This is a genomic window from Aliiroseovarius subalbicans, assembly GCF_022678625.1.
Taxonomy (GTDB): Bacteria; Pseudomonadota; Alphaproteobacteria; order Rhodobacterales; family Rhodobacteraceae; genus Aliiroseovarius_A; species Aliiroseovarius_A subalbicans.
The window spans coordinates 407,400-428,623 of record NZ_JALBYQ010000004.1 but is presented as its reverse complement, the minus strand read 5'-3'; the positions used below and the strand labels follow the sequence as shown (position 1 = coordinate 428,623).

The 21,224-nt window shown below is 62.3% G+C and carries 22 protein-coding genes; 11 read left to right on the top strand and 11 right to left on the bottom strand.

The window, feature by feature from the left end; all coding sequences use genetic code 11:
* Positions 1-30: 30 nt before the first annotated feature.
* The 4 genes from sucD to mdh form a co-directional block, all read right to left on the bottom strand.
* Positions 31-912 (bottom strand): succinate--CoA ligase subunit alpha, encoded by an 882-nt coding sequence (gene sucD, locus MN188_RS14820; protein ID WP_242109992.1) that lies wholly within the window; start codon positions 910-912, stop codon positions 31-33.
* Positions 913-980: 68 nt separating this feature from the next.
* Entirely contained in the window at positions 981-1,328 is a 348-nt protein-coding gene (locus tag MN188_RS14815; protein WP_242109991.1) for a hypothetical protein, read from the bottom strand.
* A 116-nt stretch (positions 1,329-1,444) separates the two neighbouring features.
* Positions 1,445-2,638 carry an ADP-forming succinate--CoA ligase subunit beta gene (sucC, locus tag MN188_RS14810; protein WP_242109990.1) on the bottom strand — a complete coding sequence of 398 codons (1,194 nt, stop codon included), beginning with the start codon at positions 2,636-2,638 and terminating at the stop codon, positions 1,445-1,447.
* Positions 2,639-2,874: 236 nt separating this feature from the next.
* On the bottom strand, positions 2,875-3,837 hold the full coding sequence (gene mdh, locus MN188_RS14805; RefSeq protein ID WP_242109989.1) for a malate dehydrogenase: 963 nt from the start codon (positions 3,835-3,837) through the stop codon (positions 2,875-2,877).
* Between the two features lie 155 nt (positions 3,838-3,992).
* Here mdh and MN188_RS14800 point away from each other — a divergent pair, with 155 nt between their 5' ends.
* A complete protein-coding gene (locus MN188_RS14800; protein ID WP_242109988.1) occupies positions 3,993-4,751 on the top strand; it encodes a sulfite exporter TauE/SafE family protein in 759 nt (252 codons plus the stop codon).
* Here the strand turns inward: MN188_RS14800 and MN188_RS14795 are convergent.
* Complete coding sequence (locus MN188_RS14795) at positions 4,748-5,068, bottom strand: hypothetical protein (protein WP_242109987.1); 321 nt, start codon at positions 5,066-5,068, stop codon at positions 4,748-4,750. The genes MN188_RS14800 and MN188_RS14795 overlap by 4 nt on opposite strands.
* A gap of 295 nt (positions 5,069-5,363) precedes the next feature.
* Here MN188_RS14795 and MN188_RS14790 point away from each other — a divergent pair, with 295 nt between their 5' ends.
* The 9 genes from MN188_RS14790 (at position 5,364) to MN188_RS14750 (ending at position 12,366) form a co-directional block, all read left to right on the top strand.
* Entirely contained in the window at positions 5,364-6,218 is an 855-nt protein-coding gene (locus MN188_RS14790; protein WP_242109986.1) for an HpcH/HpaI aldolase/citrate lyase family protein, read from the top strand.
* A 1-nt stretch (position 6,219) separates the two neighbouring features.
* Positions 6,220-6,777, top strand: a complete 558-nt coding sequence (locus tag MN188_RS14785; RefSeq protein WP_242109985.1) for an NnrU family protein — start codon at positions 6,220-6,222, stop codon at positions 6,775-6,777.
* Positions 6,774-6,977: a DUF1737 domain-containing protein gene (locus MN188_RS14780; protein WP_242109984.1), complete on the top strand. Its 204-nt coding sequence runs from the start codon at positions 6,774-6,776 to the stop codon at positions 6,975-6,977. The genes MN188_RS14785 and MN188_RS14780 overlap by 4 nt, the downstream gene beginning before the upstream one ends.
* On the top strand, positions 6,977-8,011 hold the full coding sequence (locus MN188_RS14775) for a MaoC family dehydratase (RefSeq protein ID WP_242109983.1): 1,035 nt from the start codon (positions 6,977-6,979) through the stop codon (positions 8,009-8,011). The genes MN188_RS14780 and MN188_RS14775 overlap by 1 nt, the downstream gene beginning before the upstream one ends.
* Positions 8,012-8,018: 7 nt before the next feature.
* Entirely contained in the window at positions 8,019-8,822 is an 804-nt protein-coding gene (locus tag MN188_RS14770; protein WP_242109982.1) for a DUF4344 domain-containing metallopeptidase, read from the top strand.
* A gap of 161 nt (positions 8,823-8,983) precedes the next feature.
* The gene (gene sdhC, locus MN188_RS14765; protein WP_242109981.1) at positions 8,984-9,367 is read left to right on the top strand and encodes a succinate dehydrogenase, cytochrome b556 subunit; all 384 of its coding nucleotides are present in this window, start codon (positions 8,984-8,986) and stop codon (positions 9,365-9,367) included.
* 11 nt (positions 9,368-9,378) lie between these two features.
* On the top strand, positions 9,379-9,756 hold the full coding sequence (gene sdhD / locus MN188_RS14760; protein WP_242109980.1) for a succinate dehydrogenase, hydrophobic membrane anchor protein: 378 nt from the start codon (positions 9,379-9,381) through the stop codon (positions 9,754-9,756).
* Between the two features lie 12 nt (positions 9,757-9,768).
* Complete coding sequence (gene sdhA, locus MN188_RS14755) at positions 9,769-11,574, top strand: succinate dehydrogenase flavoprotein subunit (protein WP_242109979.1); 1,806 nt, start codon at positions 9,769-9,771, stop codon at positions 11,572-11,574.
* Positions 11,575-11,586: 12 nt separating this feature from the next.
* Entirely contained in the window at positions 11,587-12,366 is a 780-nt protein-coding gene (locus MN188_RS14750) for a succinate dehydrogenase iron-sulfur subunit (RefSeq protein ID WP_242109978.1), read from the top strand.
* Between the two features lie 137 nt (positions 12,367-12,503).
* Here MN188_RS14750 and MN188_RS14745 read toward each other — a convergent pair whose 3' ends face one another.
* Together MN188_RS14745 and MN188_RS14740 are read right to left on the bottom strand one after the other, a co-directional pair.
* Entirely contained in the window at positions 12,504-15,026 is a 2,523-nt protein-coding gene (locus tag MN188_RS14745; protein WP_242109977.1) for an ABC transporter permease, read from the bottom strand.
* Positions 15,023-15,703, bottom strand: a complete 681-nt coding sequence (locus tag MN188_RS14740; protein WP_242109975.1) for an ABC transporter ATP-binding protein — start codon at positions 15,701-15,703, stop codon at positions 15,023-15,025. Before MN188_RS14740 ends, MN188_RS14745 begins: the two co-directional genes overlap by 4 nt.
* A gap of 42 nt (positions 15,704-15,745) precedes the next feature.
* On the opposite strand from MN188_RS14740, the gene MN188_RS14735 reads away from it, so the two are divergent.
* A complete protein-coding gene (locus MN188_RS14735; RefSeq protein WP_242109974.1) occupies positions 15,746-16,387 on the top strand; it encodes an arylesterase in 642 nt (213 codons plus the stop codon).
* A gap of 293 nt (positions 16,388-16,680) precedes the next feature.
* Here MN188_RS14735 and ccoS read toward each other — a convergent pair whose 3' ends face one another.
* The 4 genes from ccoS to ccoG are packed head-to-tail and all read right to left on the bottom strand — an operon-like array spanning position 16,681 to position 20,955.
* The gene (ccoS, locus tag MN188_RS14730) at positions 16,681-16,842 is read right to left on the bottom strand and encodes a cbb3-type cytochrome oxidase assembly protein CcoS (RefSeq protein WP_242109973.1); all 162 of its coding nucleotides are present in this window, start codon (positions 16,840-16,842) and stop codon (positions 16,681-16,683) included.
* Positions 16,843-16,849: 7 nt separating this feature from the next.
* Complete coding sequence (locus MN188_RS14725) at positions 16,850-19,042, bottom strand: heavy metal translocating P-type ATPase (RefSeq protein WP_242109972.1); 2,193 nt, start codon at positions 19,040-19,042, stop codon at positions 16,850-16,852.
* Positions 19,043-19,045: 3 nt separating this feature from the next.
* Entirely contained in the window at positions 19,046-19,531 is a 486-nt protein-coding gene (locus MN188_RS14720) for a FixH family protein (protein WP_242109971.1), read from the bottom strand.
* Positions 19,532-19,533: 2 nt separating this feature from the next.
* Positions 19,534-20,955, bottom strand: coding sequence for a cytochrome c oxidase accessory protein CcoG (gene ccoG, locus MN188_RS14715; protein ID WP_242109970.1), 1,422 nt, complete (start codon positions 20,953-20,955; stop codon positions 19,534-19,536).
* Positions 20,956-21,224: the final 269 nt, after the last annotated feature.

The window sequence follows — 21,224 nt, the reverse complement described above, 5'->3', positions numbered from 1 at the left end:
GGCAGGAAGCGGGGCGCGCGAGAGAGTGTTTTAACCGATGGCTTTCAGCACCGCTTCGCCCAGACCGGCAGGGCTGTCGGCGACAACGATACCGGCGGACTTCATCGCTTCGATCTTGTCCTCGGCACCGCCCTTGCCACCGGCGACAATCGCGCCCGCGTGGCCCATGCGGCGGCCCGGAGGCGCCGTGCGGCCGGCGATGAAACCGGCGGTCGGCTTCCAACGGCCTTTCTTGCGCTGTTCGGCCAGGAACTCGGCGGCTTCTTCTTCTGCCGAGCCCCCGATCTCACCGATCATGATGATCGACTGGGTCTCATCATCGTCCAGGAACATGTCCAGCACGTCGATATGCTCGGTGCCCTTGATCGGGTCGCCACCGATGCCGACTGCGGTCGATTGGCCCAGGCCGATGTCCGAGGTCTGCTTGACCGCTTCATAGGTCAGCGTGCCCGAGCGCGACACAACACCGACGCTGCCGCGCTGGTGGATGTGACCCGGCATGATGCCGATCTTGCAGGCGCCGGGGGTGATCACGCCGGGGCAGTTCGGACCCACGAGCCGCGAGGCCGAGCCTTCCAGCGCGCGCTGCACCCGCATCATGTCCAGCACCGGGATGCCTTCGGTGATGCAGACAATCAGCTCCATCTCGGCGTCGATCGCTTCCAGGATCGAGTCGGCCGCGAAGGGCGGCGGCACATAGATCACGCTGGCGTTGGCTTCGGTCTTGGCTTTCGCCTCATGCACCGAGTTGAACACCGGCAGGTCCAGATGCGACTGGCCACCTTTGCCCGGCGTCACACCGCCGACCATCTTGGTGCCATAAGCAATCGCTTGCTCGGAATGGAAGGTGCCTTGCGAGCCGGTGAAGCCCTGACAGATCACCTTGGTATTTTCGTCTACGAGGATTGCCATGTGGCTGTCTCCTGTTTTTGTGCGGCGTGCCGCTGATTTTCGGGGCAGGCGCGAACGCCTGCGACGTTTCACTTCACAATGGTCTGAGCGTAGCCTGCGCCGGAATTGGTCCCGCTTCGGTATACGACCTCCGGGGACACGCCCTTGGCGGCAAGGACAGAGTGGGTAAGGCTACGAATGGTATTCACTTCAACCGGATAAATCGGGGATACATAGACAACGCACCCCGCTTTCGTTCGCGCGGCATTGACCGACGTGCGCCCAAGAACACGCGGGTTCTCGATCCGTGCCGAAAAGCCGGTGCTGTCCGCGACAAACCCGCTGCTTCCTGGAACAGATGGGACAACGGACGTATCAGCGACGTCAATGCAGGCCGCCACGGCTTCTTTGTAGGCTACCTGAACAGCATCGGTCATGAGCAGCTCTTGACCGAGCGGCCCGGACGTTGCCTTGCCACTCTCATCGAGAGGCGTTTGGCATGCGGCCAGTCCAACAGCGCACAGAATAGCGAGAAGCCTCCGGCTCATCTGGCTTACCCTTTCACAGCCTTGACGATTTTCTCGGCGCCGTCGGACAGGTTGTCCGCGGCGATCACATCAACGTCGGAATTGTTGATGATGTCCTTGCCGGCTTCCACGTTGGTGCCTTCCAGACGGACGACCAGCGGAACCTGAAGGCCCACTTCTTTCACGGCCGCAACCACGCCCTCGGCGATGACGTCACAGCGCATGATGCCGCCGAAGATGTTCACCAGGATGCCTTTGACGTTCGGGTCAGAGGTGATGATCTTGAACGCCTCGGTGACCTTTTCTTTGGTGGCACCGCCGCCAACGTCCAGGAAGTTCGCTGGCTCGGCGCCATAAAGCTTGATGATGTCCATCGTCGCCATGGCCAGACCCGCGCCATTCACCATGCAGCCGATTTCACCGTCCAGAGCGATGTAGTTCAGGTCGTATTTCGACGCCTCAAGCTCTTTGGGATCTTCTTCGGTGGTGTCGCGCAGCTCGGCGATGTCCGGGTGGCGATAGATCGCGTTGCCGTCGAAGCTCACCTTCGCGTCCAGCACCTTGATGTTGCCTTCGTCGGTGATGATCAACGGGTTGATCTCCAGCATCTCCATGTCCTTCTCGGTGAAGGCTTGGTACAGCTGACCCATCAGTTTCACGCATTGCTTGACCTGCTGACCTTCCAGGCCCAGCGAGAACGCGATGCGACGACCGTGGAAGCCCTGATACCCGGTGGCGGGATCAACACTGAACGACAGGATCTTCTCAGGCGTTGCGGCTGCAACTTCCTCGATGTCCATGCCGCCTTCGGTCGAGCAAACGAACGAGATGCGCGAGGTCTGGCGATCGACCAGCAGCGCGAGATACAGCTCACGCTCGATGCCCGAGCCATCTTCGATGTAGATGCGGTTGACCTGCTTGCCAGCGGGGCCGGTCTGGTGCGTGACCAGGGTGCGACCCAGCATCTTCTTGGCTTCCTCGGCGGCTTCTTCCACCGATTTGGTCAGGCGCACGCCGCCTTTGTCGCCAGCGTCGGCTTCTTTGAATTTGCCTTTGCCGCGGCCACCTGCGTGGATTTGCGCTTTGACGACCCACAACGGCCCGTCCATTTCTCCTGCGGCGGTCTTGGCGTCTTCGGCTTTCAGCACGGCACGTCCGTCGGAAACGGGGGCGCCGTAGGATTTCAGAAGGGCCTTCGCCTGGTATTCATGGATATTCACGAGATCATCCTGTCCAGTTGGGTTTCACCGAACATGCACAACAGGATTGTCTAAAGAAACGGTTTTTTCAGTTGATAGCGCAATATCGGGCAATTTCCGTCATTTTGTGATCACACCATTTAAAAGTGTGATCACATATGAGGGATCTTGGTTGATTCGCGACATTCCGCCACGGCATCCCGGCAACAAAAAAGGCCGGGAAAACCCCGGCCTTTTCATCAAACTTTTGTGCAGGCTTAGCCCAGCGAGGGGTCGATGCCCTTGCAGGCTTTGACAAGACCCTTCACCGCGTCGACAGACTTGTCGAACATGGTTTGCTCGTCTTTGGTCATCTTGATGTCGACGACACGCTCGATGCCGCCGGCGCCGATCACGGTCGGCACACCGACATACATGCCCTTGAGGCCCAGCGCGCCGTCCACATAAGCGGCACAGGGCAGCAGACGCTTCTGGTCTTTCAGGAACGCTTCGGCCATTTCGATGGCAGATGCGGCGGGGGCATAGTAGGCCGAGCCGGTCTTCAGCAGGCCAACGATCTCAGCGCCACCGTCACGGGTGCGTTGAATAATACCGTCCAGTTTTTCCTGCGTGGTCCAGCCCATGTCGACCAGATCCGGCAGCGGAATACCGGCAACGGTGGAGTAACGCGACAGCGGCACCATTGTGTCGCCGTGGCCACCCAGCACGAATGCGGTGACGTCGCGCATGGACACGCCAAACTCTTCCGACAGGAAGTGGCGGAAACGACCGGCGTCCAGAACGCCCGCCATGCCCACGACTTTTTCGTGCGGCAGGCCGGAATACTCACGCAACGCCCAAACCATCGCGTCCAGCGGGTTGGTGATGCAGATCACGAACGCGTTCGGTGCGTGTTCCTTGAGGCCTTCGCCAACCGACTTCATGACCTTCAGGTTGATACCCAGCAGATCGTCGCGGCTCATCCCCGGCTTGCGCGGCACACCAGCGGTGACGATGCAGACGTCGGCGCCTGCAATGTCCGAATAATCCGTGGTGCCGGACATGTCAGCGTCAAATCCTTCGACGGGGCCGGATTCTGCGATATCCAGGGCCTTGCCCTGCGGGATGCCGTCGGCAATGTCAAAAAGGACGATGTCGCCCAGTTCTTTCAGCGCAGCGAGGTGGGCAAGCGTGCCGCCAATCATGCCGCTGCCGATAAGTGCGATTTTGGGTCTGGCCATGAGTTCGATCTCCGATCAGTTGGTTTCGCAGGGATGCCTAGTCCTATTGGGCCTTTGTGGCAAGTCCGCTGCGCTGCGGCACGACCCGCCCCTTGCGCCCGCCGACTGGGGGCGATAGCGCTAAAGCGCAGCAATTGCAGCACTTAGGAGGGCGCATGCCAGAAGTTCTGGACCTGACATTCTTTGCCCTGGCAATCCCCGCAGTGATCTTTGCGGGGGTGTCGAAGGGCGGGTTCGGCTCGGGCGCAGCCTTCGCCGCAACGCCGCTTCTGGCCCTGATTCTGGAGCCTGGCGCTGCGATCGGGCTGATGCTGCCCCTGCTTATGCTGATGGATGTGACCGCGCTGAAACCCTATTGGAAGCGTTGGGATGGGCCCGCCGCCTGGGCGTTGATCCTGGGCGCTGTGCCGGGGATCGCTCTGGGCGCTGCGCTCTATCGTGTCACCGATCCTGACGTATTCCGTCTGTTGATCGGGGTAATCGCCCTGGGCTTCGTTGGGTTTCAGGCCGCGCGCAAACTGGGGCTTTATGACCCGGCCGCGCGACATATGTCGCTGGCGGGCGGGCGGGTTGCCGGGCTTGTCGCTGGTCTGACCAGTTTCATCAGCCACGCGGGCGGACCACCTGCGGCGGTGTTTCTGCTGTCACGCGGGTTGGACAAGACGACTTATCAGGCGACGACCGTCATCACCTTCTGGGCCATCAACATCCTGAAATTCGTGCCCTATGCGTTTCTGGGCATCTTCACATGGCAAACGGCGAAGGCGGATCTGTTCCTGATCCCCTTCGCCGTTCTGGGTGTCTGGCTGGGCGTCTGGGCCCATCGCATGTTCTCGGACCGCGCCTATTTCGCCCTGACCTATGCGCTGTTGACCGTGACCGGCAGCAAACTGATCTGGGACGCGCTGACCTAGGCCGGGTCGCCCAGCATCGCCGGCGTCAGATCCTCGGCCAGCACTTCGAACGCTTGGCCCGCCGCGACCACGCAGGTCAGGCCCGAGGGCAATGTCACGGTGATCGTCCAACTGCCGGTTTCAGTACTGGCAAAGACCTCAACCATCTGGTTGTTGGCGGCCAGCCCGATGGATTGGCGCGTTTCGCCATAGCTGTTGGCAAGGCGGTCGATCACCCGCGCGCGGTCCGCGCAATTTTGGTTCTGCGCCTGCAAATGCCCGGCCGTCAGAAGGATCGCGCCAACACCAAGCCCAAGGGCAAGTATCTGCTGTTTCATGGGTCATCCCGTATGCTCGGGGGCATCTGCCGGGCCATCCGGTTTCCCGGCGACGTCCTGCCCCGTCCTTTCAAGGTGCCGAGCCTGATCCCGTTTCTCAAACGGCGGCCATCCGCGGGCCCTCCCGTCGCTCGACGTGTGGGGCAAGAGTGCCGGGGCAGTCCCGAAAGATTGGTTAATGCTCCGCACTCACGCAAGGCACGGGCACTTTTTTCTGCGATGCGGCGAAAGAAGCCTTGCGAAAAGGTGCGCAGATGTGGTCATTTCCGCAACAATATTGCGGAGAAACAGAATCATGACCCAGACCCTGCGCCCCTATCGCTCAGTCCTGTACATCCCCGGTTCGAAAGACCGCGCTTTGGACAAGGCCCGCGGCCTGCCCGCCGACGCGATCATTTTCGATCTGGAGGACGCCGTGGCCCCCGAGGCCAAGGTCGAGGCCCGCGCGATCCTGAAGGCCGAACTGGACAAGGGCGGATACGGCACCCGCGCCAAGATCGTGCGCATCAACGGGTTCGACACCACATGGGGCAAGGATGATGTGGCGGCCTTCGTTGGCGCCGACATCGACGCGATCCTGATGCCGAAAGTGGACAATGCCGCGCAGTTGGACGAGCTGGCCGCGCTGATCCCCGACGTGGACCTCTGGGCCATGATGGAAACGCCGCTGGGCATGCTGAATGCCGCCGAGATCGCCGCCCACCCGCGCCTCAAGGGCTTTGTCATGGGCACCAACGACCTGGCGAAAGAGCTCAACACCCGCTTCCGGGCCGATCGCCTGCCGATGATGGGCGGGCTGCACTTGTGTCTTCTGGCCGCCAAGGCGCATGGCGTCACCATCGTCGACGGCGTTTATAACGCCTTCAAGGACGACGAGGGGCTGAAGGCCGAATGCGACCAAGGCCGTGACATGGGCATGGACGGCAAGACTCTGATCCACCCCGCGCAGCTGGCGATTGCCAATGCCGCCTTCGCCCCGTCCGAGGCCGAGATTGATCTGGCCCGCCGTCAGATCGAAGCGTTTGAGGCTGCCGAGGCCGAAGGCCAGGGCGTCGCCGTGGTGGATGGTAAAATCGTCGAAAACCTGCATATCGTGACCGCCAAGGCTCTGCTATCGAAAGCGGAGGCAATCCAAGCCTTGGAGGGCTGACATGACCTGGCTGATTATCGGTATCGTACTCTGGTACGGCGCACACTTCTTCAAACGTATCGCTCCTGCGGCCCGCGCACGCATGGGCGACAAGGGCAAAGGCCTGATGGCGCTCATCATCCTTGCCAGCGTCGTGCTGATGGTGATCGGCTATCGCACCGGCGATTTCGACTATGTCTATGCGCCGCTGCCCGGCATGGGGCACCTGGTGAACCTGACGATGATCGCGTCGATCTTCCTGTTCGGCGCCGGTGACGCATCCGGCGTGACGCGCACGCGGGTCCGCCACCCAATGCTAACCGGGATGCTTATCTGGTCGCTCAGCCACCTTCTGGTGAATGGCGACAGCGCGGCGATCGTGCTGTTCGGATCAATGGCGCTGTGGTCCCTGTTGGAAATCATCGTGATCAACCGTGCGGAAGGGCCGTGGACACCGCCCGAACGCCGACCGGCGTCGAAAGACCTGAAGCTTCTGGTCATCACGCTGGTCATCTATGCAATCATCACCGGCATTCACTGGTGGCTGGGCTACAATCCCTTCCTGGGGACCTACGGATGAAGCTTTATCGCCTGTTGACCGGGGACGACACCGCCGCCTTTTGCCACAAGGTGACCGATGCCCTGAACAAGGGGTGGGACCTTCATGGGTCGCCCACCTATGCCTTCGACCAGGCGAACGGCGTCATGCGCTGTGCGCAGGCGGTCGTGAAGGACGCCCCCGGCACATATACACCCGACACCAAACTAGGAGCGCAGTGATGGCCAAGACAAATTCGGGCCGCTTTTTCGAAGACTACCGCATCGGGGAAACCATCCGCCACGCGGTGCCACGCACGGTGTCGGGCGGGGAGCGCGCGATGTATCACGCTCTCTACCCGGCGCGCCACGCGCTGTATTCCTCGGACGAATTCGCACGAGACTGCGGGCTGGACGGTTCGCCCATTGATGATCTGGCCGCCTTCCACGTGGTGTTCGGTAAGACCGTGCCGGACGTGTCGCTGAACGCCGTCGCCAATCTGGGCTACGCCGAGGGGCGCTGGCTGAAGCCGGTCTATCCGGGCGACACGCTGCGCTCGACCAGCCAGGTGATCGGGCTGAAGCAGAATTCCAACGGCAAATCCGGCGTGGTCTGGGTGCGCACCAAGGGTCTGAACCAGCACGACGAAGAGGTGTTGGACTATGTCCGCTGGGTCATGGTGCGCAAACGCGATCTGGACGCGGATGCGCCCGACACGCTGATCCCTGAGCTGAAATCGGCGCTGGCCGCTTCGGATCTTGTGATTCCCGAAGGGCTGGATTTTGGCCGCTATGACTTCACTCTTGCGGGCGAACGACACCGCTGGGGCGACTATGAGGTAGGCGAAAAGATCGACCATGTCGACGGTGTCACCGTCGAGGAAGCCGAGCACATGATCGCCACGCGTCTGTGGCAGAACACCGCCAAAGTGCATTTCGACGCCACCAACCGCCCGGACGGCAAGCGCCTGATCTATGGCGGTCACGTGATTTCGATGGCGCGCGCGCTGTCGTTCAACGGGCTGGCCAACGCGCAGATGATCGTCGGCCTGAACGCGGGCGCGCATGCGAACCCGTGCTTTGCCGGCGACACGATCCGCGCCTGGAGCGAGGTTCTGGACAAGGCGGACACCCACGCCCCCGGCGTCGGAGCGATCCGCCTGCGTCTGGTCGCCGTGAAACACGGTGCGCCCGAGTTTGCCCTGAAAGGCGACGACGGCAAATACCGCCCCGAGGTCATGCTGGACCTTGACTATTGGGCGCTGATTCCGGTCTGATTGCTCCATGCTGCGCCTGTCTGTCATCCTTGTCCTGTCTGCTGCCTTGTCCTTCCCGGTCCATGCGCAACAGAAAGGTGACGACAGTATCCTGAAGCAATCCGGCGGTGCGGTGTCGACCGCGCTGCCGTCTGCAGCGGACGCGGTCGACCCGGTCGAACGCTTTGTGGAATCCAACATCATCGAAACGATGTACCACGAGCTGGCCCATGGGTTGATCGAGATGATGGATCTGCCGGTGTTCGGCCCCGAGGAGTTTGCCGCCGACCTGTTTTCCATTGTGCTGATGAACCGCGTTTTTGACGAAGAGACCGCGATCCGGCTCGCCTATGATGTCGCGGCAGCCTATGACCATGATGCAAAGCGGATCGACCCGGAAAACATCGCCTTGTGGGATGTGCACGGTCCGGATCGGCAGCGGTATTACAACCTGGCCTGCCTGTTCTATGGCGCCGACCCTGATGGTCGGGAATTCCTGGCCGAGGAACTGGGCCTTCCCGACGACCGCGCCGAGACCTGCGGCGAGGAATACGCCCAGGCCGCGCGCAGCTGGGGTGCGGTGCTGGACCAACTTGGCGAAGCCGCGCCGGGTGACAGCCTTTCAATGGACTGGGTGTTGGACGAAAACGCCCACCTGACCCGGTTCGTGCGCGCTGAAGTTGACCGACTCAACCAGCTGCTGACCCTGCCCAGCCCCCTGCTGGTCAGCGTAATTCCTTGCGGCGAGATCAACGCCTTTTATGACCCCGGCAAGGCCGAGATCATAATCTGCACCGAATTCGGTGAACATCTGGCTGAAATGGCGCGTTGAGCTATTTCGTGATCACATCTCGAATACCCGTGATCACATAATTTGAAAAACATTCTACGTTAGCGCAATTTCCGCAGCCTCAAGGGCTGAACTGGCGTGACTCTACGGAAATTTCCTTTATTGCTATCACAAAGTCGAAACAGACACGAAGGGGGCTTTTTATGGCCAACGTGAACCAGGGCAACCGCCCGTTGTCACCCCACCTCCAGGTTTATCGCATGCCGCTGAATGCCGTCATGTCGATCACGCACCGGGCCACCGGCGTGGGCATGGCGGTCTCGGCAATGCTGATCACCTGGTGGTTCCTGTCCGCCGCAACGTCGGAAGAATACTTCGCCACTGCGAACGGGTTCATGACCTCATGGCTGGGCGACATCATCATGTTCTTCTCGATGCTGGGTATCTGGTATCACTTCTGTTCGGGCATCCGCCACCTGGTGTGGGACACCGGGTCGGGTCTGGGTCAGCGTCGGGTGAAGCGCTCGGGCATTGCCGCCCTGATCTGCGCCGCCGCCCTGTCGCTTATCACAATCATCATCGCGTAAGGGGAACGATCATGCGTTACCAAACCGACCGCTCGCGCGTTCATGGCCTGGGCTCGGCCAAGACCGGCACCGCGCATTTCTGGGAACAGCGCATCAGCGCCATCGCGCTGGTCATCCTGACCCCGCTTTTCGTCTTCCCGCTGGCCTATAACCTTGGCGGCAGCTTTGACGAGGTGCGCGAAGCTTACGCCCACCCGCTCAACGCAATCGTTGCCATTGCCTTCATCGTCACCGCCATGCTGCACCTGTATCAGGGGCTTCAGGTGGTGATCGAGGATTATGCCGGGGGCCGCTGGGAGCTTTTCCTTCTCATCGCCACACGGCTGATGTGCTCACTTTTCGCCCTGACGGGCGTCTTCGCCATCCTGAAAATCGCGTTTACCGCGTAAGGGGACCGGAACATGACTGCTTACGAATACGAAACACATGATTATGACGTGGTCGTGGTCGGCGCCGGTGGCGCGGGTCTGCGCGCCACGCTGGGCATGGCCGAACAGGGCCTGCGCACCGCCTGCGTGACCAAGGTCTTCCCGACCCGGTCGCACACCGTTGCCGCCCAGGGCGGCATCGCAGCCTCGCTGTCGAACATGGGCCCGGACAACTGGCAGTGGCACATGTATGACACCGTCAAGGGCTCGGACTGGCTGGGCGACACTGACGCGATGGAATACCTGGCCCGCGAGGCGCCCAAGGCAGTGTACGAACTGGAACACTACGGTGTTCCGTTTTCGCGCACCGAAGAGGGCAAAATTTATCAGCGTCCCTTCGGTGGCCACACCACCGAGTTCGGCGAAGGTCCGGCCGTGCAGCGCACCTGCGCCGCCGCGGACCGCACCGGCCACGCCATCCTGCACACGCTGTATGGCCAGTCGCTGAAGAACAACGCCGAGTTTTACATCGAGTATTTCGCGATCGACCTGATCATGTCCGAAGACGGCGTGTGTCAGGGTGTGGTCTGCTGGAAACTTGATGACGGCACGATGCACGTGTTCAACGCCAAGACCGTGGTGCTGGCCACCGGCGGTTATGGCCGGGCCTACTTCAGCGCCACCTCAGCCCATACCTGCACCGGTGACGGTGGCGGCATGGTGGCGCGGGCTGGCCTGGCGCTGCAGGACATGGAATTCGTGCAATTCCACCCGACCGGCATCTACGGCTCGGGCTGCCTGATCACCGAAGGTGCCCGCGGCGAAGGCGGGTATCTGACCAACTCGGAAGGCGAACGGTTCATGGAGCGCTATGCGCCCCAATATAAGGACTTGGCGCCACGCGACTATGTCAGCCGCTCGATGACGATGGAAATCCGCGAAGGACGCGGCGTGGGCGCGGATGGGGATCACATCTTCCTCAACCTCAACCATCTTCCCGCCGAAGCCCTTGCCGAGCGCCTGCCTGGTATTTCGGAAAGTGCGGCAATCTTTGCCGGCGTAGACGTGACCAAGGAGCCGATCCCGGTTCTGCCTACGGTGCACTACAACATGGGCGGCGTGCCCACGAACTATTGGGGGGAAGTTCTGAACCCCACCGCCAAGGACCCGAACGCGGTCGTGCCCGGCCTGATGGCCGTGGGCGAAGCGGGCTGTGCCTCGGTGCACGGTGCGAACCGCCTGGGCTCGAACTCGCTGATCGACCTTGTGGTGTTTGGCCGCGCCGCTGCGATCCGCGCGGGCGACGTGGTGGACGCAGATGCCCCGAACCCGGCGCTGAACCAGGCTTCCGTCGACGCGGCCTTCGACCGGTTCGACGGCCTGCGTCACGCCAAGGGCAACGTGCCCACCGCCGAGCTGCGGTTGGAGATGCAGAAGACGATGCAGGCTGACGCTGCCGTGTTCCGCACCTCGGAGACCTTGACCGAAGGCGTCGAGAAGATGACCGGCATTGCCGCGAAGCTGGGCGACCTGGCCGTCACCGACCGCTCGCTGATCTGGAACTCGGACCTGATGGAGACGCTGGAGCTGACCAACCTGATGCCCAACGCTCTGGCCACGATCCACGGCGCCGAAGCGCGCCAGGAAAGCCGCGGTGCTCATGCGCACGAGGACTTCCCGGAGCGCGACGACAAGAAGTGGCGTGTACACACGATCAGCCGCGTCGAAGGCAACAAGGTCGACCTGTCCTATCGTCCGGTCGTCGTTGACCCGTTGACCACCCCGGCCGAAGGCGGAATCGAGCTCAAGAAAATCGCGCCCAAAGCGCGGACGTTCTAAGGAGAAACGAAAATGGCACAATTCAAGCTCCCGAAGAACTCGACCATTCGCACCGGTAAAACCTGGCCCAAGCCCGAAGGGGCGACAAACCTGCGCAAGTTCCAGATCTATCGCTGGAACCCCGATGACGGCGAAAATCCCCGTGTGGACACCTATTTCGTCGACATGGACAGCTGCGGACCGATGGTTCTGGACGCGTTGATCAAGATCAAGACCGACATCGACCCGACGCTGACCTTCCGCCGCTCCTGCCGCGAAGGCATCTGCGGGTCTTGCGCGATGAATATCGACGGTCAAAACACGCTGGCCTGCATCTTCGGTATGGATGAGATCAAGGGCGACGTGAAGATCTATCCCCTGCCCCACATGGAAGTGGTGAAGGACCTGATCCCGGATCTCACGCATTTCTATGCGCAGCACGCCTCGATCATGCCCTGGCTGGAAACCAAGACGAACAAGCCCGCAAAAGAGTGGAAGCAGTCGATCGAAGATCGCAAGAAGCTCGATGGCCTGTATGAATGCGTCATGTGCGCCAGCTGCTCGACCTCCTGCCCGAGCTATTGGTGGAACTCCGACCGTTACCTCGGCCCAGCGGCCCTGCTGCACGCCTACCGCTGGATCATCGACTCGCGTGATGAGGCGACCGGCGAGCGTCTGGATGAGCTGGAAGACCCCTTCAAGCTTTATCGCTGCCATACGATCATGAACTGCGCCAAGACCTGCCCGAAGGGTCTGAACCCGGCGAAAGCGATTGGTGAGATCAAGAAGATGATGGTTGAGCGCACGCTGTAAGCGACCTTCGATCCGCAATGAAGGCCCCGCCTGGATCGGCGGGGCTTTTTTGTTGCCGGGTTTGGTTGAGAGGTGCGCCTTCGGCGCGCATGTTTGTCTCGGCTCGGTCCAGTAGCCTGCGACACGGAGGCGGGCGTTTATTCCCGCGCCCGAAGCACCTGCGCAGGGCGCGCTGCCAGAGGGCGCCATGCGAAGCCCAGCCCGGCCAGCACCGTGACCAGGATTCCGCCGCAAACAATCGCCAGCGCGCTGACCGGTTCGAAGGCAAAACTGTTTTCCATCACGAAGGTCGTCACCGCCCAACCTGCCATGCCGCCAGCGAACACCGCCACCAATCCGGCCGCCGCACCTAGAATGGCGCTGCGCAGGGCGAAGTTCGCCAGGATCGCCGCGCGGGACGCGCCCAGCGTTTTCAGCACTGCCGCCTCATAAGTTCGTGACCGTTCACCCGCCGCCGCCGCGCCGATCAACACGAAGAACCCCGTGACCACGGTCGCCAATGCGCCATAGGTGATGGCCGCCGCGATCGAGCCCATCAGACCGGTCACGCGCCCAATCGCCTCACGCACGGAAATCACCGTGATATTCGGCCAGGTATTGGACAGATCACGCAGGATTGCAGCTTCGCTGGCCTGATCCGCATAGATCGTGACGATGAAGCTGTGCGGGGCGCCCGACAGCGCCGCCGGATTCATCGACAGCACAAAGCCCATGCCCGCCGAGGAAAAATCCACGTCGCGGAACGAGCTGATTTCACCGGTGATGTCGCGCCCCAGGATGTTCATCGTCAACCGATCGCCCAGCACCAGCCCCATCTCGGCAGCTTCCTCGGCAGCGAAGGAGATCTGCGGCGGGCCGGTGTAATCCTTGGGCCACCAGGCGCCGTCAGTTAGGGTGGTGCGCGCAGGCTTCGTGGCGGCATAGGTCAGGCCACGGTCGCCGCGTAGAACCCAATGGTCGCCCGCGACTTCCTGTGCCGGGCGGTTGTTGATCCGGGTGATCACGCCGCGCAGCATCGGCGCCTGATCGACCTTTTCGACGCCCGGATCCCCGTCCAACCGGGCGCGCACGCCGTCGATTTGATCGGGCTGTATGTCGACAACGAAGAAGCTGGGCGCCACGTCTGGAAGCTCGCGCGAAATCGCGCCGCGCAGGTTGTTGTCGATCTGCCCAACCGCGGCCAGAACTGTCAGACCCAGCCCCAGCGACAGCACGACCGATCCGGCCTCCCCCCCTGGTCCTCCCACGGCGGCCAGCGCCCCCCGCAAGATGGGCCGCCCGCGCAGCATCCGCCAGCGCGAAAGCCCCCGTGCCAACCCGCGCACCAGGTGTCCGGCCAAAAGCAGGGCCAAGAAGGCCGCGAAAATGCCGAAGGCAGACCAAAGCGCCAGTTTCGCCACGCCGGTAAACCAGGCAGCCGCACCGATCAGGACCGCCAACAGCACCCCGGTCAGAGCAATATAGGGCCAGCGCGGCCAGCGTCTCCGACCCATCGCCGCATCGCGAAACAGCGCCGCCGCGCGCACTTCTTCCGCCTGGGCTAACGGCCACAGGGTAAAAAGAAGGGCCGCCAGAACGCCGTAAAACGCAGCCTCGGCCAAGGGGCGCAGGTGAAGCGTGACATCCGCAGGCAGCGGCAGGGACGCGGTGATCACCGGCGCGAACAGGATCGGCAGCGCCGCGCCCAGCGCCAAGCCCAGAAAAAGGCCGACCAGCGTCAGCGCGCCGATCTGGATCAGGTAGACCTGGAAGATCGTGCGCCGGTCTGCCCCAAGGGTTTTCAAAACCGCAATCGTCTCGGTTTTTTCATCCAGATAGGCGCGCACGGCAGCGGACACGCCAACCCCGCCCACCGCCAACCCGGCCAGCCCGACCAGCACGAGGAAAGAGCCCAACCGATCAATGAACACCCGAACGCCCGGCGCCCCGTCGCGCGCATCGCGCCAGCGCGGGGCGGACCCTTGCAACGCGGTCAAGGTGTCAGCCTCAAGTGCGGCCAGGTCAGCACCTTCTCCCAGGCGCAGGCGATACTCCGTGTCAAACAGCGTGCCCGGCGCCAACAACCCGGACGCTGCCAGATCGGACGTGCGCACCATGGTGCGCGGGCCAAGCCCGAACCCACCGGTGGCGTTGTCTGGTTCGCGCAGCAGTGCAGCCATCAGCGTAAACCGTTGTTCACCCAGAGTGAATTCATCACCAATCGCCAACCCCAGCCGATCGATCAGCAGCGGCGCCATCACCGCACCGGGGAGCCCCCCGCCCCCGGCAAACGCTTGCGAAAGCGCCATTGGCGGGTCCAGTTCTGCTGCGCCATACAGCGGATAGGCCGCGTCCACGGCCTTCACCTGCGTCAACCCACGCTCATCGCCGCGCACGGCCATCGAGCGGAAATCAACCACCTCCGACACGGCCTGTGCGATGTCGGCGAGATACGCGCGCTCGCCCTCATCGGCGAAGCGATAGGTTAGCGACACCGATGCATCCCCGCCCAAAAGCGAGGCGCCTTCTGCGGCCAACCCTGCCTGAATGCTTTCGCGCACTGAGCCCACGGCAGCGATGGCCGCCACGCCCAGCGCCAGGCAGATCAGGAAGACACGAAATCCTTTCACCCCGCCGCGCAGCTCGCGCTGGGCGATGCGGGCGGCCAGGCGCAGGCTCATGCCAGAACCCCGTCGGTCAGGTGCAGAATGCGATCACACCGTGTGGCAAGTTCAGGCGCGTGGGTGACAAGGACCAGCGTCGCCCCATGCCGGTCGCGCAATCCGAACAGAAGATCCATAATCGCCTGTCCGGTCGCCCCGTCCAGGTTTCCGGTGGGCTCATCCGCCAGCAGGATCGCGGGCCGGGGCGCGGCCGCGCGGGCCAGAGCCACACGTTGCTGCTCCCCGCCGGACATTTGCGCCGGAAAGTGATCGACCCGATCGCCAAGACCCACGGCCTCCAGTTCTTCCTGCGCTCGGGCAAACGCATCCGTGGCGCCGGCCAGTTCCAACGGGGTTGCAACATTTTCCAGTGCCGTCATGGTGGGGATCAGGTGGAAAGATTGGAACACCACCCCCATATGATCCCTGCGAAAGCGCGCCAGCGAATCTTCGCCCATCCCGCCCAGATCATGGCCCAGTGCCGTGACGCTTCCCCCGGTGGCGCGCTCCAGCCCGCCCATGAGCATGAGGAGAGACGACTTGCCCGACCCCGACGGCCCCGTCAGCCCCAGCGTTTCGCCCCGCGTCACCGACAGGCTGATCCCATTCAAGATATCCACCTTTCCGGCATTGCCCATCAGGGACAATTGGGCGTCTTCAAGCAATATTACGGGGGGAGCGTTCAGAGCAGGCATCGGGGCAGCTTTCAAAAAGGCAGGTCAAAGGGATATGGGGACATGAAACAGCTTCTCAAGGCATTCGTGACAATGGTTTGTATTGCCAGCGGGGCGCAAGCCGAACCTGTCACGATCCTGGCTTTGGGCGACAGTCTGACCGCTGGCTATGGGCTGGCGGATCCCCAGGACGGGTTCGTTCCACAGCTTGAAGGCTGGTTGCAGGCTCAGGGAGCCGAGGTCGTGGTCCTGAACGCTGGCGTATCCGGAGACACGAGCGCCGGTGGCGCGGGCCGCGTGGCCTGGTCCCTGACCGACAACGTGGATGCGGTGATCGTCGCCCTTGGTGGCAATGACATGCTGCGCGGGATCGACCCCACCGTTCTGCACACAAACCTTTCCGCCATCCTGGACGAGATCACCGGCCGCGACCTGCCCGCCCTTTTGGTGGGCACCCCGGCCACAGGCAACTATGGGCCACATTACCGATCCGCTTTCGATGCGGTTTATCCTGATCTTGCCCAGACCTACGGCGTGGACCTGTTTCCCAGCTTCCTGCAAGGATTACAGGACATCGGCGACCAGACCCGCGTTGTGCGCGAATTCTTGCAGCCGGACGGCCTGCACCCGAATGCGCAGGGCGTCGGTTTGATTGTTGCCGCGATGGGCCCGGCGGTGCTTGAATTGATCCCCTCCCGGCCCTGAACAACTGCGGATTTGGCCCTGTTTCTTGGGGATTCACGGGTTCGCAATTCCACGAAGCGAGTACGCGCAGCGACAAGTCACGCAGCCACCAAAGACATGGTGCTAGGCACTGCGGATCAGGGTCTGGATCAAGGCATGAAGGTCGCAGAAAAAGGAAATGGCCCCTGCTTTCGCGGTTCGGGAAGTGACCGTGAAAATACGTGTGCGTGCAATTATTAGCGCACTGAAGACGTGCACCCGGACCCAGGCGGCGATGATCGCGCGGGATCTGAACCTGATCTAATCCGTTTTCGTCAATCTTCGGGCGGTGCGTCGTCCCAGCGGTCGTCCAGGATGCGGTGGCTGTCGCCATCGGGGTCGTCATATTGGCTGGATCGCAGGGTCCAGAAGAACGCGCCCAACCCCAGCCCGCCCAGCAGCAGGGAAATCGGGATCAGATACACCAGAACATTCATGTTGGGGTCACTTCCTCAGCCGCAGCGCGTTCAGGGACACTGTCACGGAACTTGCCGACATGGCAAGCGCAGCGGCCAGCGGCGTCGCCAGACCCACCAGGGCGATCGGGATCGCAATCGCGTTGTAGCCCGCCGCAATGGCAAAGTTTTCCTTGATCCGTCGGGTGGCGGACTTGGCCAGCGCGACCGAACCGCCCAGCGGCGCCAGCGTGCGGCCCAAGAGCACGATGTCGGACACGACGCGGGTCGCCTCCAACGCTGACGCGGGTGAGATCGAGACATGCGCGGCGGCCAGAGCGGCCGTATCGTTCAGCCCATCGCCGACCATCAGAACCTTGTGGCCCGCCCGGCCCAGCCCGGCGACAAAGCTTGCCTTGTCCTCGGGCAAGGTATCGGCCTGCCAATCGGTAATGCCCACGCGGCCGGCGATATCCGCCACCGCGGCGGGCACATCGCCGGAAATCAGCGTGACCTGCATCCCCTGGGCCTGCAGCGCCTGAACCGCCTCGGCGGCACCGTCGCGCAACGCGTCTGTGAAGGTGAAGGGCAGAACCGATCCGTCGCCCACCCGCAGGTAGGTCGCGGTTTGGTCGACAGCCGTGGCGCCCAGCCATTCGGCGCGACCAAGGCGCACGATCTTGCCCTGCCAATCGGCCTGAATGCCTTTGCCCGGCATTTCACGGGCCTGGCTGACCTCGGCGGCCGAAACACCCGCGCCACGGGCCGCCTGAGCCAGCGCCTGGGCCAGCGGATGCGACGAGCCTTCGGCCAGAGCCAGGGCGATAGACAGGTCGCGCGCGCTGTGTCGCTCCAGATCGTCCACCTCGGGTTTGCCTTCGGTCAGGGTGCCGGTCTTATCAAAAACCACATGGTCGACCTCGGCCAACCGCTCCATCGCCGTGGCGGATTTCAGCAACATGCCCTGCTTGAACAAACGCCCCGATGCCGCCGTGGTCACGGCCGGAACCGCCAGGCCCAACGCGCAGGGGCAGGTGATGATCAGGGTCGCCACGGCAATATTCATCGCCAGGCGCCAGTCGCCGCCGGTCAGCCACAGCCAAACGAGGAAGGCGCCCAGGGCCAGAAGGTGCACCACAGGCGCATAGACTGCCGCCGCCTTGTCGGCCAGCGACGTGTATTTATTGCGCGCGGTTTCCGCGATAGCGACCAGATCGGCCATGCGATGCAGCGTGCTGTCACGCCCTGCCGCGGTCACGCGCACGGACAAGGGGCCGGTCAGGTTCACCTCGCCGGTCATCACCACGGTATCAAGCCCCGCCACGACCGGAAGGCTTTCGCCGGTCAGAAGCGAGCGGTCGATCTCGCTTTCCCCTGCGGTGACCACACCATCCACCGGCACCCGCGCGCCGGGCACGACCCGCACGATGTCCCCGATGGACAGCTCGTTGACCGGCACGACCTCTTCGCCCTCATCGGTCAGACGATGCGCGCGCGGAACTTCCAGCGCCGACAACTCCTCGGCCGCCGAGCGGGCAACAGAGCGGGTGCGGTAGTCCAGATACCGGCCACCTAGAAGAAAGAAGGTCAGGGACAGCGCCGCGTCGAAATAGGCGTGATGACCGTGCTGCATCGTCTCATAGATCGACATTGCAACAGCCAGAAGAATGGCCAGCGAGATCGGTACATCCATGTTCAGGCGACCAACACGCAACGCACCCCAGGCGGATTTGAAAAAGACCTGCGCCGAAAAGGCGATGGTGGGAATGGCGATGCCCGCGCTGATCCAGTGGAACAGGTCGCGCGTCGCATCCGTGGCGCCGGACCAGACCGCGACGGACAGAAGCATCACGTTCATCATTGCGAAGAACGCAACGCCCAGCCGCATCAGTAGATCCCGGCCGCGCTTGTCTGTCTCGGTCGACGACAACATGCCGCTGTCCAGCTCATAGGCCTCAAAGCCGATGCCGGACAAGTAATCCGCCAGATCCTGTGCCTCGATGTCAGGATCGGCCTCAACCGTGGCGCGTTTCAGCGTGAGGTTCACCCGGGCCGAGCGCACGCCGGGCTGCTGGCTAAGCCCGCGTTCGACACCAACGATACAGGCGGCGCAATAGATCGCCGGAAGCGACAGGATCAGACGCTTGGCTTCCTGCCCGTTGCCACGATACCCGGCACCCGCCTGCGCTTCGGCAAGCGGGGCGGCGTCACAGGCCGGACAGGCAGAGATCGGCACAGCCATAGCTTAACGGCCTGCGATATAAATCACGATGCGCTGCTGGAATGGCGTGCCATTCGGCGCGGTTGCGGTCATGCGCAGGTTCCAGTTGCCTCCGTCCAATTGCCCCACATTGGCGACATAGCTACCGGTGGAGCTTTGGCTGAAGTCCGGCGTCTGATCGTCGTTCACGTGGGTGGCGCGCCCCAAGGTGCCGTCGAGGTTCAGAACCTCTACCGGGTCGCCCTCTGGATCCAGGATACTCAAGGTCAGAACGTCGCCTTCGATTTCAGCGGACACGTCCCAACCCAGCGCCTCTTGCGCATCGCGTAATTGGTCGAATTCCTGACTGGCCACATAGGAGTTTTTCACCTCAAGCCCCGGGAACGTGCCCACGGCGGAAAACGCCATGAACAGGTTCACCCCGATGATGATGGCGAAGGCGCTGACCACGATGATCAGGACATGCTTGCCCGTCAGTTCACGCCCCTCTTTGTCAGGTTCATTGGCCATGCTCATTGCCCTTTCCCGTTGAACACGGTGTCCGAGGAAGCCCGGTCACCCGTCACACCATCCACGACCCAGAAGCGAAGCTCGGTACGGTCGGCGCGGGCGGCATCGGTGCCGGCCGGCGCGGTCACATAAACCCGCTGTTTCGCTTCCGTGTCAGGCGGAGCAACTAGCACACGTTTATCACTGCCTTCCAGTTCCAATACCAGATCGCTGTCCAAAGGCAGGGCAAAGTAATAGGGCCAGTCTTCGCCATGACGGTTACGCACGCCCACATCATAGGTGTTGCGGATCGCGCCGTCAGACAAGGTGACATAGGTCGGGTTGCGCACCGGGCGCACCGTGACCTCAACAGCCGGACGCACGAACAGCGCCACGGTCAATGCGACGCCCACTCCAGCCCACAGAACCGTATACATGATCGTGCGCGGACGCAGAATGTGCTTGATGACCGGGATCTTGTGGCCGCCCGCACGTTCCCGGGTTTCATCTTTCAGCGCGATGTAATCGATCAGGCCACGCGGCTTGCCGATCTTCTTCATCATATCGTCGCACGCGTCGATACACAGCGCACAGGTGATGCATTCCAATTGTTGACCGTCGCGAATGTCGATCCCCATGGGGCAGACGTTCACGCAGGCCATGCAGTCGATGCAATCGCCGAACTCGCTCGATGTATCGCCCTTGCGGTGCTTGCCGCGCGGCTCACCACGCCACTCGCGATAGGCGACAACGATCGTGTCTTCGTCCATCATCGCAGCCTGAATACGCGGCCAGGGGCAGGCATAGATGCAAATTTGTTCACGCGCGATTCCGCCGAAGAAGAAGGTCGTCGCGGTCAGCACGCCGATCGTCGTATAGGCGATGGGATGCGCGTTCATGGTGATCAGGTCCATCGCCAGCGTCGGCGCATCCGTGAAGAAGAACACCCAGGCCCCGCCGGTCGCGACCGAAATCAGCAGCCACGCGATCCACTTTGTCAGCCGAAAGCGCAGCTTTTTTGCGTTCCACTTTGACTTGTGCAGACGCAGCTGGGCGTTTCGGTCGCCCTCAATCCAGCGTTCGACCATGATGAACAGGTCTGTCCACACAGTCTGCGGACAGGCATATCCGCACCAGACCCGGCCCAGCGCCGAGGTGAACAGGAACAGCCCCAGCCCGGCCATGATCAGCAGGCCCGCGATGAAATAGAATTCATGCGGCCAGATCTCGATCCAGAAGAAATAGAACCGGCGATGCGCCATATCGACCAGAATCGCCTGATCAGGCAGGTTCGGTCCGCGGTCCCAGCGGATCCAGGGGGACAGGTAGTAGATGCCCAAAAGCACCCCCATGATCCACCATTTGAATGAACGGAACGCCCCTTTCACCTTTTTGGGAAAGACGGGTTCGCGGGCGGCATAGAGTTGTTCGGGGGCGTCGGACATGAACGGAATCCTATCCTGAATTTAACATGTTCTCCCTTCTAGGAACCGAAGGGGAAAACGGCTTTGACTTGGATCAATAGATACATCCAGGATACACGTTCTGCACCGCGTCATTTTGGCATGCCGCATCAGCGTCCTCAGACCTGCGATACCCGCATTTTTACCTGTATGCAAAAAGGTCCGGACTGTGCTTGTCCGGACCCTCTGTGTTTGTCGGCACCGACCCCGGAGAAACGCGCGAACAGGATCAGGGATCGGTGCCTAACCGG

Excerpts from the sequence above, each read along its gene's own strand:
- MN188_RS14795 (WP_242109987.1), bottom strand. The coding sequence starts at position 5,068 with ATGAAACAGCAGATACTTGCCCTTGGGCTTGGTGTTGGCGCGATCCTT.
- MN188_RS14770 (WP_242109982.1), top strand. The coding sequence starts at position 8,019 with ATGCTGCGCCTGTCTGTCATCCTTGTCCTGTCTGCTGCCTTGTCCTTC.
- MN188_RS14775 (WP_242109983.1), top strand. The coding sequence starts at position 6,977 with ATGGCCAAGACAAATTCGGGCCGCTTTTTCGAAGACTACCGCATCGGG.
- sdhD (WP_242109980.1), top strand. The coding sequence starts at position 9,379 with ATGCGTTACCAAACCGACCGCTCGCGCGTTCATGGCCTGGGCTCGGCC.
- ccoS (WP_242109973.1), bottom strand. The coding sequence starts at position 16,842 with ATGAATGTTCTGGTGTATCTGATCCCGATTTCCCTGCTGCTGGGCGGG.
- MN188_RS14790 (WP_242109986.1), top strand. The coding sequence starts at position 5,364 with ATGACCCAGACCCTGCGCCCCTATCGCTCAGTCCTGTACATCCCCGGT.
- ccoG (WP_242109970.1), bottom strand. The coding sequence starts at position 20,955 with ATGTCCGACGCCCCCGAACAACTCTATGCCGCCCGCGAACCCGTCTTT.
- MN188_RS14745 (WP_242109977.1), bottom strand. The coding sequence starts at position 15,026 with ATGAGCCTGCGCCTGGCCGCCCGCATCGCCCAGCGCGAGCTGCGCGGC.
- MN188_RS14800 (WP_242109988.1), top strand. The coding sequence starts at position 3,993 with ATGCCAGAAGTTCTGGACCTGACATTCTTTGCCCTGGCAATCCCCGCA.
- MN188_RS14785 (WP_242109985.1), top strand. The coding sequence starts at position 6,220 with ATGACCTGGCTGATTATCGGTATCGTACTCTGGTACGGCGCACACTTC.
- sdhC (WP_242109981.1), top strand. The coding sequence starts at position 8,984 with ATGGCCAACGTGAACCAGGGCAACCGCCCGTTGTCACCCCACCTCCAG.
- sucD (WP_242109992.1), bottom strand. The coding sequence starts at position 912 with ATGGCAATCCTCGTAGACGAAAATACCAAGGTGATCTGTCAGGGCTTC.
- MN188_RS14815 (WP_242109991.1), bottom strand. The coding sequence starts at position 1,328 with ATGACCGATGCTGTTCAGGTAGCCTACAAAGAAGCCGTGGCGGCCTGC.
- MN188_RS14725 (WP_242109972.1), bottom strand. The coding sequence starts at position 19,042 with ATGGCTGTGCCGATCTCTGCCTGTCCGGCCTGTGACGCCGCCCCGCTT.
- MN188_RS14720 (WP_242109971.1), bottom strand. The coding sequence starts at position 19,531 with ATGGCCAATGAACCTGACAAAGAGGGGCGTGAACTGACGGGCAAGCAT.
- MN188_RS14750 (WP_242109978.1), top strand. The coding sequence starts at position 11,587 with ATGGCACAATTCAAGCTCCCGAAGAACTCGACCATTCGCACCGGTAAA.
- sdhA (WP_242109979.1), top strand. The coding sequence starts at position 9,769 with ATGACTGCTTACGAATACGAAACACATGATTATGACGTGGTCGTGGTC.
- MN188_RS14735 (WP_242109974.1), top strand. The coding sequence starts at position 15,746 with ATGAAACAGCTTCTCAAGGCATTCGTGACAATGGTTTGTATTGCCAGC.
- MN188_RS14780 (WP_242109984.1), top strand. The coding sequence starts at position 6,774 with ATGAAGCTTTATCGCCTGTTGACCGGGGACGACACCGCCGCCTTTTGC.
- MN188_RS14740 (WP_242109975.1), bottom strand. The coding sequence starts at position 15,703 with ATGCCTGCTCTGAACGCTCCCCCCGTAATATTGCTTGAAGACGCCCAA.
- mdh (WP_242109989.1), bottom strand. The coding sequence starts at position 3,837 with ATGGCCAGACCCAAAATCGCACTTATCGGCAGCGGCATGATTGGCGGC.